At 66.5% G+C, this 18,973-nt stretch carries 21 protein-coding genes; 13 read left to right on the plus strand and 8 right to left on the minus strand.

The features are described 5' to 3' along the window. Positions 1-32: 32 nt before the first annotated feature. Genes AO501_RS31525 through AO501_RS31535 form a run of 3 tightly spaced genes read left to right on the plus strand, consistent with a single transcriptional unit; the run spans position 33 to position 2,604 of the window. Entirely contained in the window at positions 33-1,058 is a 1,026-nt protein-coding gene (locus tag AO501_RS31525) for a Dyp-type peroxidase (protein ID WP_197419987.1), read from the plus strand. Further along, positions 1,055-1,861 (plus strand): family 1 encapsulin nanocompartment shell protein, encoded by an 807-nt coding sequence (locus tag AO501_RS31530; protein WP_055581496.1) that lies wholly within the window; start codon positions 1,055-1,057, stop codon positions 1,859-1,861. The genes AO501_RS31525 and AO501_RS31530 overlap by 4 nt, the downstream gene beginning before the upstream one ends. Positions 1,862-1,866: 5 nt before the next feature. Continuing rightward, positions 1,867-2,604, plus strand: coding sequence for an SDR family NAD(P)-dependent oxidoreductase (locus tag AO501_RS31535; protein WP_197419988.1), 738 nt, complete (start codon positions 1,867-1,869; stop codon positions 2,602-2,604). Here AO501_RS31535 and AO501_RS31540 read toward each other — a convergent pair whose 3' ends face one another. Continuing rightward, the gene (locus AO501_RS31540; RefSeq protein ID WP_055581497.1) at positions 2,605-4,287 is read right to left on the minus strand and encodes an MOSC and FAD-binding oxidoreductase domain-containing protein; all 1,683 of its coding nucleotides are present in this window, start codon (positions 4,285-4,287) and stop codon (positions 2,605-2,607) included. 115 nt (positions 4,288-4,402) lie between these two features. Here AO501_RS31540 and AO501_RS31545 point away from each other — a divergent pair, with 115 nt between their 5' ends. The 6 genes from AO501_RS31545 (at position 4,403) to AO501_RS31570 (ending at position 10,435) form a co-directional block, all read left to right on the plus strand. After that, on the plus strand, positions 4,403-5,275 hold the full coding sequence (locus AO501_RS31545; RefSeq protein WP_055581498.1) for an alpha/beta fold hydrolase: 873 nt from the start codon (positions 4,403-4,405) through the stop codon (positions 5,273-5,275). Between the two features lie 58 nt (positions 5,276-5,333). Further along, the gene (locus AO501_RS31550; protein WP_055581499.1) at positions 5,334-6,668 is read left to right on the plus strand and encodes a TetR/AcrR family transcriptional regulator; all 1,335 of its coding nucleotides are present in this window, start codon (positions 5,334-5,336) and stop codon (positions 6,666-6,668) included. A gap of 84 nt (positions 6,669-6,752) precedes the next feature. After that, the gene (locus tag AO501_RS31555) at positions 6,753-7,811 is read left to right on the plus strand and encodes a zinc-binding alcohol dehydrogenase family protein (protein ID WP_231752675.1); all 1,059 of its coding nucleotides are present in this window, start codon (positions 6,753-6,755) and stop codon (positions 7,809-7,811) included. An 18-nt stretch (positions 7,812-7,829) separates the two neighbouring features. Next, entirely contained in the window at positions 7,830-8,519 is a 690-nt protein-coding gene (locus AO501_RS31560; protein WP_156452889.1) for a haloacid dehalogenase type II, read from the plus strand. A 2-nt stretch (positions 8,520-8,521) separates the two neighbouring features. Continuing rightward, positions 8,522-9,973, plus strand: a complete 1,452-nt coding sequence (locus AO501_RS31565; protein WP_055581500.1) for a dihydrolipoyl dehydrogenase family protein — start codon at positions 8,522-8,524, stop codon at positions 9,971-9,973. A 15-nt stretch (positions 9,974-9,988) separates the two neighbouring features. Then, positions 9,989-10,435, plus strand: a complete 447-nt coding sequence (locus AO501_RS31570; protein ID WP_055581501.1) for a cupin domain-containing protein — start codon at positions 9,989-9,991, stop codon at positions 10,433-10,435. A 7-nt stretch (positions 10,436-10,442) separates the two neighbouring features. Here the strand turns inward: AO501_RS31570 and AO501_RS31575 are convergent, their stop codons facing one another. Beyond that, positions 10,443-10,868, minus strand: coding sequence for a VOC family protein (locus AO501_RS31575; protein ID WP_055581502.1), 426 nt, complete (start codon positions 10,866-10,868; stop codon positions 10,443-10,445). Between the two features lie 25 nt (positions 10,869-10,893). Here AO501_RS31575 and AO501_RS31580 point away from each other — a divergent pair, with 25 nt between their 5' ends. From AO501_RS31580 to AO501_RS31590, 3 genes are all read left to right on the plus strand, one after another. Next, positions 10,894-11,703 carry a GntR family transcriptional regulator gene (locus AO501_RS31580; protein WP_055581503.1) on the plus strand — a complete coding sequence of 270 codons (810 nt, stop codon included), beginning with the start codon at positions 10,894-10,896 and terminating at the stop codon, positions 11,701-11,703. 3 nt (positions 11,704-11,706) lie between these two features. After that, positions 11,707-12,708, plus strand: coding sequence for a TIGR03619 family F420-dependent LLM class oxidoreductase (locus tag AO501_RS31585; RefSeq protein ID WP_055581504.1), 1,002 nt, complete (start codon positions 11,707-11,709; stop codon positions 12,706-12,708). A gap of 91 nt (positions 12,709-12,799) precedes the next feature. Beyond that, positions 12,800-13,270, plus strand: coding sequence for a hypothetical protein (locus AO501_RS31590; protein WP_231752676.1), 471 nt, complete (start codon positions 12,800-12,802; stop codon positions 13,268-13,270). A 5-nt stretch (positions 13,271-13,275) separates the two neighbouring features. Here the strand turns inward: AO501_RS31590 and purQ are convergent, their stop codons facing one another. The 4 genes from purQ to AO501_RS31610 form a co-directional block, all read right to left on the minus strand. Further along, on the minus strand, positions 13,276-13,950 hold the full coding sequence (purQ, locus tag AO501_RS31595) for a phosphoribosylformylglycinamidine synthase subunit PurQ (protein WP_055581506.1): 675 nt from the start codon (positions 13,948-13,950) through the stop codon (positions 13,276-13,278). Continuing rightward, entirely contained in the window at positions 13,947-14,186 is a 240-nt protein-coding gene (gene purS, locus AO501_RS31600) for a phosphoribosylformylglycinamidine synthase subunit PurS (RefSeq protein WP_055581507.1), read from the minus strand. Before purS ends, purQ begins: the two co-directional genes overlap by 4 nt. 62 nt (positions 14,187-14,248) lie before the next feature. After that, positions 14,249-14,998 (minus strand): LLM class flavin-dependent oxidoreductase, encoded by a 750-nt coding sequence (locus AO501_RS31605; RefSeq protein WP_055581508.1) that lies wholly within the window; start codon positions 14,996-14,998, stop codon positions 14,249-14,251. A gap of 20 nt (positions 14,999-15,018) precedes the next feature. After that, positions 15,019-15,750, minus strand: coding sequence for an ATPase (locus AO501_RS31610; protein WP_197419989.1), 732 nt, complete (start codon positions 15,748-15,750; stop codon positions 15,019-15,021). Here AO501_RS31610 and AO501_RS31615 point away from each other — a divergent pair. Continuing rightward, positions 15,727-16,365, plus strand: a complete 639-nt coding sequence (locus AO501_RS31615; RefSeq protein ID WP_055581510.1) for an MBL fold metallo-hydrolase — start codon at positions 15,727-15,729, stop codon at positions 16,363-16,365. The genes AO501_RS31610 and AO501_RS31615 overlap by 24 nt on opposite strands. Positions 16,366-16,437: 72 nt before the next feature. Here the strand turns inward: AO501_RS31615 and AO501_RS31620 are convergent, their stop codons facing one another. Both AO501_RS31620 and AO501_RS31625 read right to left on the minus strand, forming a co-directional pair. Then, entirely contained in the window at positions 16,438-18,105 is a 1,668-nt protein-coding gene (locus AO501_RS31620) for an FAD-binding dehydrogenase (protein ID WP_055581511.1), read from the minus strand. A 45-nt stretch (positions 18,106-18,150) separates the two neighbouring features. After that, positions 18,151-18,855: a DUF2334 domain-containing protein gene (locus AO501_RS31625; protein ID WP_055581512.1), complete on the minus strand. Its 705-nt coding sequence runs from the start codon at positions 18,853-18,855 to the stop codon at positions 18,151-18,153. Positions 18,856-18,973 lie beyond the last annotated feature (118 nt).

Here is an 18,973-nt window from a genome sequence, read left to right on the forward strand (position 1 = left end):
AGCACCGTCCCCTTGGCCGGGGCGTTAGGGTCATGCCTGTGCCCGCTGTTCAGCCGCAGCCCATACTGGCGCCATTGACGCCAGCCGCGATCTTTCTGGTGGCCACCATCAACGACGGTGGCGAGGAGGCGGTTCACGCCGCACTGCCCGACATCTCCGGTTTGGTGCGGGCGATCGGCTTCCGCGACCCGACCAAGAGACTGTCGGCGATCGCCTCCATCGGATCCGACGCCTGGGACCGGTTGTTCTCGGGCCCACGGCCCGCCGAGTTGCACCCTTTCACCGAATTGACCGGCCCACGCCACACCGCACCCGCGACCCCCGGCGACCTGCTGTTGCACCTTCGGGCCGAGTCCATGGACGTGTGCTTCGAACTGGCCGGGCGCATCCTCAAGGCGATGGCCGGAGCGGTGACGGTGGTCGACGAGGTGCACGGCTTCCGGTTCTTCGACAACCGCGACCTGCTGGGATTCGTCGACGGAACCGAGAACCCGGACGGTCCGATCGCGGTCAGCGCGACCACGGTCGGCGACGAAGACCCCGACTTCGCCGGGTCGTGCTACGTGCACGTGCAGAAGTACGTGCACGACATGACGTCCTGGGATTCGCTCTCAGTCACCGAGCAGGAACGGGTGATCGGGCGAACCAAGTTGGAGGACATCGAACTCGGCGACGACGTCAAGCCGTCCAACTCGCATATCGCGCTGAACGTGATCACCGACGAAGACGGCACCGAGCTCAAGATCGTGCGGCACAACATGCCCTTCGGCGAGGTGGGCAAGGGCGAATACGGCACCTACTTCATCGGCTATTCGCGCACGCCGGCGGTCACCGAGCGCCTGCTGCGCAATATGTTCCTCGGCGATCCGCCCGGCAACACCGACCGGGTCCTCGACTTCTCGACCGCCGTCACCGGTGGTTTGTTCTTCTCTCCCACCGTCGACTTTCTCGATGACCCACCGGCGTTGCCGCAATCCCCGGCGCCGGCCGCCGCACCGCCTTCGACCTCGCATGACGGCTCACTTTCGATCGGCAGCCTGAAAGGAATCTCTCAATGAACAATCTGTACCGCGACCTGGCGCCGATCACCGAATCCGCCTGGGCGGAGATCGAAGTGGAAGCGGCGCGGACCTTCAAGCGGCACATCGCCGGCCGCCGCGTCGTCGACGTCAGCGAGCCGGGCGGTCCGGTGACGGCGGCCGTCAGCACGGGCCGGCTGATCGACCTGGAGTCGCCCACCGACGGCGTCGTCGCTCATCTGCGCGACAGTCGTCCCCTGGTGCGGCTGCGCGTACCGTTCACCCTGTCCCGCAACGAGATCGACGATGTCGAGCGCGGCTCCAACGACTCCGACTGGGAACCGGTCAAGGTGGCCGCCAAAAAACTGGCGTTCGTCGAGGACCGCGGCATCTTCGAGGGGTATGCCCCGGCGTCCATCCAGGGCATCCGCAGCTGCAGCTCCAACCCTCCCCTGACCCTGCCCGACGACCCGCGCCACATCCCCGACGTGATCACCCAGGCTTTGACGGAACTGCGCCTGGCGGGCGTCGACGGCCCGTATTCGGTGCTGTTGTCAGCCGACGCCTACACCAAGGTGAGCGAGACCACCGAGCATGGTTATCCGATCCTCGAGCACCTCAACCGGCTGGTCGACGGCGACATCATCTGGGCGCCGGCCATCGACGGCGCGTTCGTGTTGACCACTCGCGGTGGCGATTTCGACCTGCAGTTGGGCACCGACGTGTCGATCGGATACCTCAGCCACGACGCCGACACCGTGCAGCTCTACCTACAGGAGACATTGACGTTCCTGTGCTACACCGCCGAGGCCTCGGTGGCGCTGACGCCCCCGCGGGACTGAGGAGCGTGACGACGTTCGGCGGCCACACGGCCCTGGTCACCGGCGCCACTTCCGGGATCGGCCGCGCGATCGCGCTGCAACTGGCCCAGCGGGGCGCCGACGTAGTGGTGCACGGGCGCAACACGGAACGCGGCCGTGAGGTGGTACAGGAGATCGAAAGTGATGGCGGCAGCGCACGATTCGTCGCCGCGGAGCTCAACGACGCCGCCCAGGTCCGGCGACTGGCGGCCGAGGCCGGCGACGTCGACATCCTGGTGAACAACGCCGGCGTCTTCATATTCGGCGATACCGTCGACACCGACGACGCCGTCTTCGACGAACACGTGAACGTCAACATGCGCGCTCCGTACCTGCTGGTGCAGGAACTCGCGCCGGCAATGGCGCAACGGGGCCGCGGTGCGATCGTCAATATCAGCACGCTGGCCGCCTCGGCGCCGAAACGCAAAGGCGGAATCTACGGTGCCACCAAGGCCGCCCTGGAACTGCTGACCAAGGTGTGGGCGGACGAATTCGGGGAATCCGGTGTGCGGGTCAACGCGGTGGCGGCAGGACCCACCGACACTCCCGGAACGGAGGCCACCCCCGGCCTCCTGGAGAAGCTGGCCGGTGTCACCGCACTGCGCCGCATCGCTGATGCCAGCGAAATAGCAAGCGCGGTCGTGTTTCTCGCATCCCCGGACGCCAGCTATGTCAACGGTGCGATCTTCAACGTCACCGGCGGAGAGACGTCGTTCGCCCGGTAGTTACAGATCCAGCACCAGGTCGGTTTCGGGAGCGGCAGAGCAGATCAGCACTTCACCCTGCTTCGGCGACTCCAGCGGTGGTTGGACATAGGTCGTCGTGCCGGAGACGACGCTGGTGACGCACATGTGGCACACCCCGCTGCGGCACGAGTAACGCGTTGGCACATCGCAGGATTCGGCCAGGTCGAGGATGCTGCCGTAGTGCGGTGACCAGTTGACCGTCAGTCCGCTGCGCGCGAAGGTGACGGCCGGGCCGGCGCCCGGAGTGCCCGCCGGCTGGTGCGGCGGCCTGGCCACCGCACCGACTACTCCGGGGTTGATCGCCGCCCGCGCACCGAAGAGTTCACTGTGGATACTGCCGGGATCGAATCCGAGCCCGGTCAGGGCGGTGCGCATATCCGCCATGAACGACGCCGGCCCACACAGGTACGCGGTGGCGCCGGTCGGCAGGCCCAGCGCGGCGATCGCCTGCCGATTCAGGCGATTCTGGGTTTCGGTGTAGTAGACACGCCGGACCGCTTGCGGCATAACGGCTATCAGCTCGTCGACCTCTGCGGCAAACGCCTCGGTGTCCGGGTTCCGGGTGGTGTGTAGCCACCAGATACCGACGTCGGCGCCCCCGGCGGACAGTGCGTGCAGCATGGCCAGCACCGGCGTCACACCGATCCCCGCCGAGATCAATATCACCGGCTTGTCGTCCTCGATGAGGCAGAAGTCACCTCGCGGGGCAGCTGCTTCGATGACGGCACCGGGTTCGACGTGGCTGTGCAGCCATCGACTCACGACACCGTGTTCTTCGCGTTTGACGCTGATGCGGTACTCGGCGGCGCGCGGATCGCCGGACAGGGAGTAGCTGCGCACCTGGGCGGTTTCGCCGGGTATCCGCACGGTCAGGTACTGACCGGGAAGCGCCGGCGGCAGCGCGGTTCCATCCTCGGAGGTCAACGTGATCGACAGCACGGAGGGTGATTCACGTCGCGTGGCAATCACTCTCAGTCGACGAAAGCCGCTGGGCGTAATCGCGGCAGCGGCCGCACCGCCCGGTGCCGCCAGCATCTCGGTGAATGATTGTTGCCACCCGGGACTCAGCTCGGGGACGTCGACGACCTTGCGCAGCTGCTCGGGGTTGCGATCCGGAAGGTAGAGCAGCGCGTCGACGTCGGCCACCGTGAGCTCATGCCGGCCACGGCGGGTCCGCACGATGTCGTCGCCGGCCTGCACGCCGCCCTCGGAGATGACGCGGCAATAGAAACCTGGTCTATGCTGGGAGACAAGCAGATTCGGCATTCGCGGATCGCCCAGGCGCATCCCGACCCGGAAACAGGTGACGCGCGGCTGGGTGACCTCGAACTCGGCGTCGCCGATGCGGTAGCGGTCGCCGATACACACCTCGTCGTCCGGGAGCCCGGAGACGGTGAAGTTCTCGCCGAAATGACCCGGTCGCAGGTCATCACGGCCGAGGTATCCCGCCCAGTACTCGTAGGACTCCGTCTGGTACACCAGCACGGCGCGCTGCTCACCGCCGTGGCCGCCGAGGTCTCCCTGGCCGTCGCCGTCAATGTTGAGGCGGCGCACCATCACCCGCCCGTCGACAGGCGTCTTCCAGATTCCGGTGTGAACGGTCCTGTCGTTCCATTGCACATCTTTGGGCATGCCCACGTTGACCGAAACCAGCTTGGCCATCTGCCCTCCTAGCGGGCACCGGATCGGGTGCCGTCACCGACTGACCCTAGTGCCGGCGGGCTGCGTTGTGCATACTGGGATGTGTAACCCAGAATTATCCGCCGAGGAGTTCGACATGCCGACCGTTCACCATCGTTACGCCACCGTCGACGGTCACCGCCTGTTCTACCGGGAGGCCGGCGATTCGCACTTGCCTACAGTGGTTCTGCTGCATGGGTTTCCGACCAGTTCTTACATGTTCCGCAACCTCATCCCCGAACTCGCCGACCGCTTCCACGTCGTGGCACCCGACCACCTGGGCTTCGGATTGTCCGACGCGCCGTCCGTCGATGAGTTCGACTACACCTTCGATGCACTGTCCGAGTTGACGGCCGGGCTGTTGCTCGCGCTCGGCATCGACCGCTACGCCGTGTACGTGCAGGATTACGGCGCACCCATCGGCTGGCGCCTGGCGCTGCGCAACCCGTCCGCGATCACCGCGATCATCAGCCAGAATGGCAATGGTTATGACGCCGGTTTCGTCGAGGGCTTCTGGAAGACGGTCTGGGCATACCAGGACGCCCCGACCGCCGACAATGAGGCGGCCGTGCGGCAGTTCCTCACACTGGACGCCACCCGCTGGCAGTACCTGACCGGCGTACCGGATGAGACGCTGGTCGACCCGGAGTGCTGGCATCACGATTTCGCGTTGATCTCCCGGCCCGGCAATGATCTGTTACAGCTCAAGCTGTTTCGCGACTATGCGACCAACGCCCCGCTGTACCCACGCCTGCACGAGTACTTTCGCGCGTCCGGCGTTCCGCTGCTGGCAGTGTGGGGCCGCGGCGACGAGATATTCGGCCCGGCCGGAGCCACGGCTTTCACCACGGATCTGCCGCATGCCGAAGTCCATCTGCTCGACGGCGGGCACTTCCTGCTGGAGTCGGCACACGCCGAGGTCGCCGAACTGACCCGAACGTTCCTGGCAGGCAATCGCGTGGCCGCATGACGCGGTCAATGGGCTGAATATCCCATAACTGCGGCCTGACAGGGGTTAGCCTGGCGCGATGGCCGAACCGGAGGTCGAACAGCGGCTGACCGCCAAGGGGCGCGCCACCCGCGACCGGATTGTGCTGGCAACCGCCGAACTGATCGGCGCGGAGGGCCTGACGGCGTTCAACATGGACAACGTGCGCAAGGCCGCTTCGGTGAGCGGTTCCCAACTGGCGCACTACTTCACCGACAAGCGTGCGTTGATCCGTGCCGTCATCGAGCGCCAGATCGGCGTCGTCCTAGACTTCCACCGCCAGCCGAAGCTGGGCAATCTGGCGACTTTCGACGACTACGAGCGCTGGCTGGATCTCAACATGCGCTACCTGCGCCGCATCAAATACACCGGCACGCCCACCTATCACGCCCTCGCCGCCCAACTCGCCAAGTCCGATGACTCGACGCGCGCGGCCCTGGCCGCCGGCTATCAGGAGTGGATCGAACTGTTCGAGCAGGCGATCCGGCAGATGAAGGACAACGGTCTGCTCGCGGCCGCGGCGCAACCGCGCGCTCTGGCATCGGTGCTGGTGTGCGCACACCAAGGGGGTGGCACCCTGGCGTTCACCTATCGGGCGGAATGGCCGCACGCAGATGCGACCCGGTTTGCCGTCAACTATCTGCGCATGTTCGCCACCGACCCCGCCGAACGCGCGCCCCGGCCGCCCCGGCGTCGCCGCGTCCAGCGCCCACCACAACTGACCGCCCATGCCGCCCCGCGGCTCACCCAGAAAGGAATGGCCACGCGAGGCCGGATCGTCGACACCGCGGCCGGCCTGGTCTTCGAACGCGGGGTGGCCAACACCAGCATCGACGAGGTGCGCACCCGTGCCGAGGTGAGCGGATCGCAGATCACGCACTACTTCCGGGACAAACGCGATCTCATCCGTCAGGTCGTCGCCAACCGCCGCCGAGACGTACGAACGTTTCACACTCAGGACCGGATGGGTGCGCTCGACAACGTCGATGCCTTGCGCGCCTGGGCCGATGCCTGCATGGCCGATGTGGACACCGTGTATCGACTCGGCGGGTGCGTGTACGGATCACTGGCCGGTGAACTGATCGACGCCGACAGCGAGATTCACGATGACGTCGCCCGTGGTTACGACGAGTGGATCGAAATCTTTTCGACCGGACTGACTTCCATGCGCCGACGCGGAGATTTGCGCTCCGACGCCGACCCGCGCCACCTGGCGGTGTCGTTGGTCGTCGCCCACCAGGGTGGCGCGATGATCACGCACGCTACCGGTCAGGCAGAACCGATTCGCGCCGCGCTCACCGCTGCGGTCGATTATGTGTGTTCCTTCACACCCGACGCGACACAGGGGGCGGCGCGGCGCCGCACCAAATCCTGATACCCCGGGGCGTCTCGACTTTATGGGATGATCCGCCCATAATAATGGGACGCATAGCCCATTTGTCTCGGGAGGGAGACACCGATGGAGACCATCTCGCGGGGGACCAGCACACTGCCCACGGCACCGGCCGTCGTACGTGAGACGTGTGGCGACACAACAATGCGCGCAATCATTTTGGATAGCTTCGGCGGACTCGACAGTCTGGTGTACACCGACATTCCCAAGCCGCTGCCCAAGGACGGCGAGGTGGTCATCGAAGTGAAGGGCTTCGGTATCAACCACGCGGAGATGCACATGCGGCGCGGCGAATGGGCTGAAGCCGCCGAAGTGAGCGGTATCGAATGTGTCGGCGTCGTCGACGCCTGCCCGGGCGGCGAGTTTCCGGTCGGCGCGAAAGTGGCGGCACTGATGGGCGGCCTGGGCCGCACCATCAACGGCAGCTACGCCGAATACACCCGGGTGCGCGCGGCCAATGTCGCGCTGATCGAATCCGACCTGCCCTGGTCGCAACTGGCCGCGCTGCCCGAAACCTATGCGACCGCCTGGACCTGCCTGTTCCGCAACCTACAGGTGAAGTCTGGACAGACGTTGCTGATACGTGGCGCGACATCATCTTTCGGCCAGGCGGCGCTGAAGATGGCGGTCGCCGCCGAAGCCCACGTCATTGCCACCACCCGCAGCCACGGACGCATCCCGATGCTCGAGGAACTCGGTGCCGCGCGCGTCGAGCTGGAGAGAACCGATCTCGCCGCCCACCTGCCGGAATCCAAGCAGTTGCACGCCGTCCTCGATCTGGTGGGCAACAGCACCATCCTCGACTCCCTGGACATGCTGCGTCGCGGCGGCACAGCCTGCCTCGCCGGATGGCTGGGCGGCCTGGACCCCATCGGGGATTTCAACCCGCTGCTGCGCATGGCCAGCGGCGTGAACTTGAACTTCTTCGCCAGCTTCGTCTTCGGCACACCCGGCTTCGCGCTCTCCGACGTGCCACTGCAGGGCATCGCGAAGCAGGTGGCCGACGGCGAGCTCGACGCGACACCGTCGCGGGTCTTCTCCTTCGAGGAGATTCACGAGGCGCACCGCGTCATGGAAGCCGGTGAAGCCGGCGGCAAGATGGTGGTGGTCATGGATCGTGAGTGACGCAGAGGAGGCTGTTGCGTGGCCGCACCGCCCGTGCTCGTATTCGATGTGAATGAGACTCTGCTCGATATCGAGTCGATGGCGCCGTTGTTCGACGACCTGTTCGGCGACCGACGGGTATTGCGGGAATGGTTCAACCAACTCGTCATGTATTCGATGACGGCGACGCTGTCCAACAGCTACGTCGACTTCGCGACGCTCGCCGGCGGGGTGTTACGGATGCTGGGAGCCGTCCACCGTGCCCAGGTCACCGACGACGACGTCACCCGCCTCATCGCGCGCATGGGTGCCATGCCCGCCTACGCGGACACGCTCGACGGACTCAAACTACTGCGCGACAAAGGTTTTCGGCTCGTCACGCTGACTAATTCGCCCCACCCGCCGGGCACGCCGACCGCACTGGAAAACTCCGGGCTCGCCGGCCTCTTCGAGCGGCGGTTCACCGTCGACGCCTGCCAGGCGTTCAAGCCGGCACCACCGGTTTACCAATACGTGTGCCGGGAACTCGGGGTGACGCCAGCCGATTGCCTGATGGTGGCCTCACATGTGTGGGACCTGTTGGGCGCCCGGAACGCCGGTTTCGGCACGGCACTGATCACCCGGCCAGGCAATGCACCACTACCTGTCGAAGGGCTGCCGCAACCGGATTTCGTGGCCGCCGACCTGCCCTCGCTCGCCCGGCAACTGACAGCGGAAGGACCCGATTGACCATGCCAGTAGACGATTACGACGTGATAGTGCTCGGCGCCGGCCCGGTGGGGCAGAACGCCGCGGACCGGGCGCGGGCCACGGGGTTGAGCGTCGCGGTCGTCGAACGCGAACTGGTCGGGGGTGAATGCTCCTACTGGGCCTGCGTCCCGAGCAAGGCGCTGCTGCGTCCGGTCCTTGCCGTCGCTGACGTCCGTCGGGTGGACGGCGCACGCGAGGCGGTGACCGGTCAGATCGACGCCGCCGGTGTGTTCGGCCGGCGCAATCGGTATGTAAGCGACTGGGACGACACCGGTCAGGCCGACTGGGTGGACGGCATCGGCGCCACGCTGATCCGCGGCCACGGGCGATTGGCGGGTCCCCGCCGCGTCACCGTCACCACTTCGGCCGGTGAGCAGATGTCGCTCACGGCACGACACGCGGTCGTCATCTGCACCGGCACCCGTCCGGCGCTACCCGACCTGCCCGGCATCGGTGAAGCCCGGCCGTGGACCAATCGTCGAGCCACCGACAGCAGTTCGGTACCGGGCCGGCTCGCGATCGTCGGCGCGGGCGGTGTCGGCGTCGAAATGGCCACGGCGTGGCAGGGATTGGGAGCATCGGTGACCCTACTGGTCCGGGGCTCCGCGCTGCTGGGCCGGATGGAACCCTTCGTCGGTGAACTCGTCGGTGAGGGACTGGCGGCGGCCGGAGTCGACGTGCGCCTGGGCGTTTCGGTCCGGGCACTGAGCCGGCCGGACCCGGAAGGGCCCGTGCGTCTCACACTTGACGACGGCAACGAACTGGAGGTCGACGAAATCCTGTTCGCCACCGGACGGGCGCCGTTGACCGGCGACATCGGTTTGGAATCAATCGGTTTGGACCCAGGCAGCTGGCTCGAGGTCGACGACACCTGCCGGGTGACGGCAGTCGACGACGGATGGCTCTACGCCGCCGGCGACGTCAATCACCGCGCGCTGCTGACCCACCAGGGCAAGTACCAGGCCCGGATCGCCGGCGCGGCCATCGGCGCCCGCGCCGCGGGACGCCCCCTCGACACCGCGCCGTGGGGTGAGCATGCCACCACTGCCGATCACCATGCCGTGCCGCAGGCATTTTTCACCGACCCCGAAGCGGCCGCCGTCGGACTCACCGCGGAGCAGGCCGCCCAGAACGGCCATCGCGCCAAGATCATCGACGTCGAGATCGGCGAGGTCGTGACCGGCGCAAAATTGTTCGCCGACGGCTACACCGGCCGGGCGCGCATGGTGGTCGACGTCGACACGCGCCACGTGCTGGGCGTGACAATGGTGGGCCCCGGGGTCACCGAGCTGTTGCACGCGGCCACCATCGCCGTCGCGGGTCAGGTTCCGATCGAGCGGTTGTGGCACGCCGTGCCGTGCTTTCCCACGATCAGTGAACTGTGGCTGAGACTGCTTGAGGCGTATCGAGACTCGTTTATCGTGGTGGTCTGAGAAGAAGGAGCCACGATGGACGGATTCCATCCCGACTTCACCGCCCACGATGCCGACGAGCGCCGTAAACGCGTTCATCACATTCGGGCGTCCGAACTCGATTCGGACACCGCCCAGACAGCCGGCTTGCAACGCTTCGCCGCCATCAGCGGCAAATCGGTGGGCGCACAGCAACTGTGGATGGGTGAGACCTACATCGAGCCGGACACGGCGTCGGGCAACCATCACCACGGCGAGTCCGAGACAGCGATCTATGTGCGAAGCGGCCACCCGGAGTTCGTCTTTCACGATGGCGTGCAGGAAGTCCGCATCAAGACCGGGCCCGGTGACTACATCTTCGTCCCACCGTTCGTGCCGCACCGTGAGGAGAACCCGGACCCGGCCACGCCGGCCGAGGTGGTCATCGCCCGCAACAGCCAGGAGGCGATCGTGGTGAACCTGCCGGAGCTCTATCCCCTGTGAGACGCGCTCAGTAGACGGCTATCTCGATCAGATTGCCGTCGACGTCCCGGCAGTAGTGAGACGTCATCGGTCCTAAAGCGCCGGTCCTGGTCACCGGTCCCGCCACGATGTCGACGCCACAGGCGCTCAGGTGCGCACGCACCTCGTCCGGGCTCGCTCGGGTGATCAGGCACAGGTCTTCGGATCCGGCCGCTTCGACCGAACCGGTCACCCACTGGGGATCGTCGGCGAGCGCGCCGACCGGGCGCAGGTTGATCTTCTGATCACCGAAACGCAGCGCCGTTCTGCCGGACTCACCGAACGTCTCGCGCGTCATGCCCAGTACCCGCTCGTACCACCGCGCGGTGTCCTCGACGTCGCGGCAATTGATCACCACGTGGTCGAAGCGTTCGATGGCGATGCCCACCTTCCCATTACACCACTTGACGCCCATCTTATAAGACGTTTTAATACGTCCTATGACATCTGGATCGCACCGACTGGACCTCGATGACGCCGAGCTACGAATATCGCGGGGCAGCGTGCCGGCGACCACCCAGCTCGCCGAGGCCCTGAAGGCGCAGATCGTCGCACAACGCTTACCCGCCGGCGGTCGGTTGCCCAGCGAAAAGGAATTAATCGATCGCACCGGACTGAGCCGGGTGACCGTGCGGGCCGCGGTGGGGATGCTCGAAAGCCAGGGATGGCTGGTTCGGCGCCAGGGATTGGGCACCTTCGTCGCCGAGCCCGTCAAGCAGGAGCTCACATCCGGCGTCCGTACCATCACCGAGGTGTTGTCGGACTCCGGCATCACGCCGTTGGTGGATGTGCTTTCTCACGGCATCACCAACGCACCGCAACGGATCTCAGACATCCTGGGTACCCACGAGGTGCTCTGCGTGCGTCGGCGCTTCCGGGCCGGAGACGAACCGCTGGCCGTCGTCACCGCGTACCTGCCGACGGGGTTGGGCCTGGCCGTCGAGCCACTACTCGAAGGCACGCCGGCGACCGAGACCACCTACTCGATGTGGGAGCAGCGACTGGGCGTGCGCATCGGTCGCGCCACCTATGAGATCCAAGCCGAGGGCGCGTCGGACGACATCGTCGCCGCGCTGGACCTCCCGGCCGGCGCACCCGTCCTCGTTGTCGACCGGATCACCTACGCCGAGGACGACAAACCTCTCGAAGTCGTGGTGTTCCACCATCGTCCCGAGCGGTACCGGTTCTCCGTCACATTGCCACGAAGGATCGACGGTCCCGGGGCCGGACTCATCGAAAGTGGGCACTGACCAATGACTTCCGATACCCGATTCGGGCTCATCCTGGCGCTCACCGTCAACGGCCTGGCAGTGAGCGCCTATCCGGACATGGTCGCCGTCTCGCAGAAGGCGGAACGATACGCCTTCGATTCGGTGTGGTTGTGCGACCACTTCCTCACGATCAGTCCCGACGATTACGTCAAAGATGCCGGCATTGCGGGCGAATCGGGCGAGGCGCAGTCCGGCCCGCCACCCACATCGCTTCCGCTGCTGGAGTGCTGGACGGCGCTCAGCGCGCTGGCACGCGACACCACCCGGCTACGGCTGGGCACCAGCGTGCTGTGCAATTCCTACCGCCACCCTTCGGTGCTGGCGAAGATGGCCGCGACGCTCGACGTCATCTCCGGTGGCCGCCTCGATCTCGGGATGGGCGCCGGTTGGTTCCAGCGTGAGTTCGATGCCTACGGGATTCCGTTTCCGCCGGTGCGCGAACGGGTCTCGGCGCTGGCCGAGGCGCTGGAGGTGATGAAGGCGGTGTGGACGCAACCCAACCCCGCCTTCACCGGCGAGTTCTACAGCTTGAACGGCGCCATCTGCGATCCGCCTCCGGTTCAGCGACCCCATCCGCCGCTGTGGATCGGCGGGGAGGGCGATCGGGTGCAACGGATCGCCGCCCGGGCCGCCCAGGGTCTCAACGTGCGGTGGTGGTCGCCTCAACAAGTCACCCGGCGTCGCGACTTCCTGGACCGGGCCTGCGAGTCGGCGGGCCGGGACCCGGCAACGCTGCGCATGTCGGTCACGGTGCTGCTCGCGCCGACCGACTCCGCGGAAGAGGAGGCACGCCTCCGCACCGAGTTCGCCTCCATCCCCGAGTCGGGTCTGATCATCGGGTCACCCGAGCGATGCATCGAACGCATCGGCGAATACCGAAGCTGCGGTATAGACCAGTTTCTCGTCACGATCCCGCACGTCGTCGAGTCCCAGTACCTCGATATCGTCGGCAGCGACATCATTCCGCGGTTTGCAGCCGGGTGAGCCGAGTCGCTCAGCGAATTCTCAACTGATTCTTCGGATTCCCTGGCCCTGGCTCAAGGATTCACATAGTCGGCTCCCGGAGCATGGGACCATGTCTGAGCCCATGGGCGAGCCGCTGAACACCAACCTGATCGAACGCTACCTGTGCACTCGGGCGCGGCGTTACTTCCGCGGCCGGCACGATGGCGAGTTCTTCTTCGTCCTCAACACCGCCCTGCGCTTGCATGTCCATCTCGAGATCCCGCCCATGCACCCGGACGTGTTCACCATCCGCGTCACCCCCGCGTGCTTCTACCCCGCCTCCGAACGCCCCCGGTTGGCGGCCCTCGCCGGCGCCTGGAACGAGCAGCATCGCGACGTCACCGCGATCGTGCACGGATCGTCCGACCCGCAGCGCATCGGTGTCATGGCCGAGCAGTCCCGGTGGATCGGTGAGCGGGTGCGCTTCGATGACCTGGCGGCGTTCGCCGACCGGGCCACCGCGGCGGCCATCGATCTGTTCAGCCGGTTGACCGTCGCCGCGGAATTAACCTCGCCGCCTCTGCTACTCGACGCGAGCTGACCCGGTCAGGCGGTCAGGACCGCGTCGAGCGCCGAATAGAACAGCCCCAAGCCGTCGTCGGACGGACCGGTCAACGCCTCGATCGCGTGCTCGGGGTGCGGCATCAAGCCCACAACGCGCCCGTTGGCCGAGCTGATGCCGGCGATGTCGTGCAGTGAGCCGTTGATGTTCTCGCGGTAGCGGAAGACCACCCGCCCCTCGCCTTCCAGCTGTTCGAGTACCGGCTTGGGCGCGACATAGCGGCCTTCGCCGGACTTCAGCGGTATCAGCAGGTCGGCGTCGGACTCGAAACGCGACGTCCAGGCGGTCGAGGTGGAAGCGACGCTCAACCACACATCACGGCAGACGAAGTGCAACCCGATATTGCGCGTCAGAGCACCCGGGAGCAGACCCGCCTCGCAGAGCACCTGAAAGCCGTTGCAAATTCCCAGCACCGGCATGCCACGGCCGGCGGCCGCTACCACTTCCCCCATCACCGGAGCGAATCTGGCGATGGCGCCGGCGCGCAAATAGTCACCGTAGGAGAAGCCGCCGGGAACCACCACGGCGTCGACGCTCTTGAGATCGGCATCCGCGTGCCACAGGCTGACCGCCTCGGCGCCCACCATGCGTGCGGCACGCGCGGCATCGACGTCATCGAGGGTGCCCGGGAAAGTGATGATGCCGATCCGCGCCGTCACTGCGGGTCCCGGCTGATGGTCCAGTCCTCGATCACGGTGTTCGCCAGCAGCGATTCGGCGATTTCGGCGAGCTGGGAGTCATCCACCGTGTCGTCGACCTCTAACTCAAATCGCTTGCCCTGACGGACATCTGAGATTCCGGGGTGGCCCAGCCGCCCCAGAGCACCGACAATCGCCTGACCCTGCGGGTCAAGGATCTCCGCTTTGGGCATCACATGCACGACCACCCGGGCCACTGCGTTCCTCCTCAGCTCTGACGCCTGCGCGTCCGGGCCAACTCTACCGACCCCCGCGACACCTAGGCGACCAGAACCAGGCCGTCGCCGCCCAGCTCGGTGATGCGGCGCTGCGGGTCCCCGTCCGGATCCAGAGCGGCGTCGCTGCGCGCGGTCCACGCGTTGACCTCGAATTCGCGGCCGGCCAGGTCAGACGCGGCGCGGGCGGCGCGGGCCGCCGCGATGAATTCCTCGATCCGGGGATGGTCGAGCGCAATGTTCATGGCGTCGCATCGCGCGCCGGCGATCCTGGCCAGGCTCAAGCTGTTGACCCCCAGCAACACCGGCGGACGAGGGGAAGGGAGCGGGAAGCCGGCCCAGCGGTCGGCCCGATCGGGGTCCCACTGAGCGTCACACAAGTCCAGAACGTGGACGAGGTGGCGGTGGCGCTCGCGTATCGAGTCGTACAGCGGGATGTTGAGCAGATCATGCTCCCGGGCCCACGAGCTGCCGGGAGCCGCACCCGCGCCGAGGCCGAAGACGAATCGCCCGCCGCTGATCTCCTGCACCGAAGCCGCCGCTGCGACCGCCACTCCGGCCGGCCGGTTGGCGGCGTTCACCACCAGGGTGCCGATGCCGATGGTGGAGGTCGCGGCCGCCAGGGCGCCGGCCAGCGTGAAGCACTCGAGCATCCGGGTCCCGGACAACATGGCACCGGATATGTGGTCGAAAATCCACGCTCTGCCGAAGCCTTCGGCTTCGGCCTTCCGGACCTGGTCGCGAAGCTGCGGCCAGGGATGGTTGGCCGCGCTGTAGAGGACGTCGAGTTTCATTGTCTCAGAACATGTTTCAGCTAGGGGCAGGACGCGATGTAGGCCTCGCACAGCGGGGCGGTCAGGGCGTCCAGGACCGCGGCGTCGCTCAGCACCGGCCAGTCCACCTGAGGGGTCCCGGCCGCCCACAGTGTGAGTTCGCTGATCGTGCTGCTCGCCACGTGCGCGACCAGGTAGGTGTGCATGATGACCGGACCGCTGATCACGGCGGCCATCCGGGTGGGTTCGTCGTCGGTCACCGAAGGCGATTGCGCGGGAGCTCCCAGCTGGCATCCGCGCAACGCGGCGACGGCGGTGCCGAACACCGACGCGGCGAGCGCACCCCCGCGCGCGGTGTCCCCGCGCCAGTGCACGATCTGCGCGGATAGCTGCCACTGCCCCTCCGGCCGCGCCACCGTGGCCCGCGCAGCCACCGCGGAATTGCGGCTGTCCTGGGGAAACGCCATGGTGTTGCACACTTGCTCGAACCTGAACTGCGGGGTTGCTCCGCCCGTCACCGCGGAGTCGATACCGGCCAAAGCCGGCCAGTTGTACACCGAGTGCAGAGGTATCGACCGCTGGCCGATCCAGGCGCTGCCCGGGATCTGATCGCATACCGGCGGGCAGGTTTCCGGCTCGGAATGGGCAGGGGTCGCGGCGACGAGCGCGATCGCGAAGCTGCCGGCGACCATCATGGTCGCCAGAAACACCCTCAGCTGTACAGCCCCCATCAAGGCACAATCGTAGACATGCAACTGACGCATTTCGGACATTCCTGCTTACTCGCCGAGTTCGGTCAGACCAAAATTCTTTTTGATCCCGGCACTTTCGCGCACGGCTTCGAAGGGATCACCGGGTTGTCGGCCATTCTGATCACCCACCAACATCCCGACCACGTCGACGTCTCGCGGCTGCCCGCGCTGCTCGAAGGCAACCCGAACGCCGTGCTGTATGCCGACCCGCAGACCACCGAGCAACTCGGCGAGCCGTGCCGGGCGGTGCACGTCGGCGACGAGCTCTCGGTCGGCCAGCTCAGTATCCGGGCGGTGGGCGGACGGCACGCCGTCATCCATCCGGAAATACCGGTGATAGAGAACATTTCGTTTCTGGTGGGCGATGGCGAACACCGTGCCCGACTGATGCATCCCGGTGACGCGTTGTTCGTTCCGGAGGAACCGGTCGACGTCCTGGCCACTCCGGCCGCCGCCCCGTGGATGAAGATCTCGGAGGCCGTCGACTATCTGCGCGCCGTGGCGCCGGACCGCGCGGTGCCCATTCACCAGGGTGTGATCGCGCCCGAGGCGCGGGGTATCTACTACGGCCGGCTCACCGAGATGACCACCACCGATTTCCAGGTGCTGCCGGAAGAGAGCGCAGTCACGTTCTGACGACGAGCAGACGCAAAATCACCCGGGAGCGTATGCTCCACGGTGATTTTGCGTCTGCTCGCCCAAGGAAGGTCAGGTGATGTCGTCGGCGACACCGCGGCCGGCGGCGCGACCGGAGAAAATGCAGCCACCCAGGAAGGTCCCTTCCAAGGCTCGGTAACCGTGCACCCCGCCGCCACCGAAGCCGGCGGCCTCGCCCGCCGCGTACAACCCAGTGATCGGGGTGCCGTCGGACTTGAGCACCCGGGAATCCAGATCGGTCTCGATGCCGCCCAACGTCTTTCGGGTCAGAATGTGCAGTTTGACGGCGATCAGCGGCCCGGCCTTGGGGTCGACCAGCCGGTGTGGCGCCACCACCCGGCCCAGCCGGTCGCCGAGATAACCTCGGGCGGCCCGGATCGCGGTGATCTGACCGTCCTTGGTGAACTTGTTGGCCACCTCACGATCGCGGGCGGTGACCGCGGCCGCCACGGTCTCGTAGTCCAGCGGATCCACATCGGGTAGCCCGTTCATGGCCTCCACCAACTCCGGCAAGGTATCGGCACTGACGAAGTCCACGCCGCGGTCGATGAACGCCTGCACCGGCGCTGGGGGGCCGGACCGGGCCCGCGCCCGCACCAGGCGACGCACGCTCTGCCCGGTCAGGTCGGGGTTCTGCTCCTGACCCGAAAGTGCGAATTCTTTCTCAATGATTCTGGCGTTCAAGACGAACCAGGTGTAGTCGTAGCCGCTCGCCGCGATGTACTCCAAGGTGCCCAGCGTGTCGAAACCGGGGAAAAGCGGTACCGGCAAGCGATTTCCCGCGCCGTCCAGCCACAGCGACGACGGGCCGGGAATGATCCGGATGCCGTGCTGCGGCCAGATCGGGTCGTAGTTGGTGATGCCCTCGGTGTAGTGCCACATCCGGTCGGGGTTGATCACCCGCGCACCGGCTTTCTGGGCGATGCCGATCATCCGGCCGTCGACGTGGGCCGGCACGCCGCTGAGCAACTGCTTGGGCGCCCGCCCCATCCGGCGCGGCCAGTTCTTTCGCACCAGGTCGTGGTTGCCCCCGATGCCCCCACTCGTCACCACTACCGCTGAGGCCCGAAATTCGAACTTGCTCAGAGCCTTTCGTGACGATGCCACTCCACGTGGTTCATTGGAGGGCTCCAGGACGGTGCCCCGAACCCCGGTCACCGCGTCGCCCTCCACGATCAGCCGGTCGACCTGATGGCGATGCGCGAAACGCACGTTCGGCCGGTCGCGCAGCTGCCGCGCGAAAATCTCCACCAGAGCGGGACCAGTGCCCCAGGTGATGTGGAAACGCGGCACCGAATTGCCGTGTCCCTGCGCGTCATAGCCGCCGCGCTCGGCCCAGCCGACCACCGGGAAAATCTTCAGCCCGCGGGCCCGCAGCCAACTGCGCTTCTCCCCCGACGCGAAATCGACGTAGGCGTGCGCCCATTGTTCCGGCCAATAGTCCTCGGGACGGTCGAAGGCGGCCGTCCCGAGCCAATCCTGCAGGGCGAGTTCGTGACTGTCGCGGATTCCGAGCCGCCGCTGCTCGGGGCTGTCGACGAAGAACAGGCCGCCGAACGACCAGTAGGCCTGACCACCGAGGTTGGCGCTGTTCTCCTGATCCACGATGAGCACCCGCAGGCCACGGTCCACCAGTTCGCACGCCGCCACCAGCCCGGCGAGGCCGGCCCCCACGATGATCGCGTCAGCTGTGAAGGCGTCCGAACCCGCATCGCTCATGTCGAAACAGGGTAGTGCCCCCGCTGCGGTGCCACCGGCCGAGCGTCAGGCGGCGTCGAGTACCGCTCTGCCGGAACGCCAGCTGTACACCGAAGGCGCGCAGTCCTGCAGCAGCGCCAGGTCGACGGCATCCAGCATCGCCTGCCGGGGCCCGGGCTTGCGCAGATGACGGGCCGCCACGGCGATCCGTACCACACCCCCGCGCCGCGCGATCCGGTCGGCGGACAACACCACCATCCGGCACCACCACGGCTCGGCCAGGAACCCTTCGCCGATACCGAGCACCCGGGCCCGCACCGTGTGATCGCGGACCAGGTCGGTCATTCCGTACGCGTCGGCGACGAAACGAAAGCCGTTGTTCGGCAGTGCCTTGATGACTCCCGGGGAGACGAGCCAGCCGGGTGCCGCAAACAGCCGGGTGCGCAGGCCGAGATGCTCGAGCACTCGGTCGGCGGCCTTGATGCGCAAGTTGGCTTCGTGGGCGTGCAGCGTGGCGAACTCACCACGTCGCTTCTTCGTGGCGGCCTCGTTGTAGCCGTGCAGCACCAGGGCATCGCCGCGGGCACGCCGCTCGGTCAACCACTCCACGGTTCGCGGGTCGCGGTCGAGCCGGTAGTCACTGCCCAGCCGCGGCGCCGCAAGCAACGACACCGGCACCGAACGGGCATCCATCTGCGCGCAGAAGTCCGCGACATCGCCCAACGTTTGCTCGCCGATCCCTGAAACCGAGACGATCAGTTTTCCAGACATATTTGCAGTTTGCCGAGCACAAGTGTCGAAGCGGTGAAGGACACACGGACGGCAGACGTATATCCGGCCTTTGATCTGCTCGAACGGGCCTCCCCATGAGGCGGGCGTCACAATCAAT

Origin of the sequence: Mycobacterium gordonae (genome assembly GCF_001417955.2) — a bacterium.
Taxonomy (GTDB): Bacteria; Actinomycetota; Actinomycetes; order Mycobacteriales; family Mycobacteriaceae; genus Mycobacterium; species Mycobacterium gordonae_B.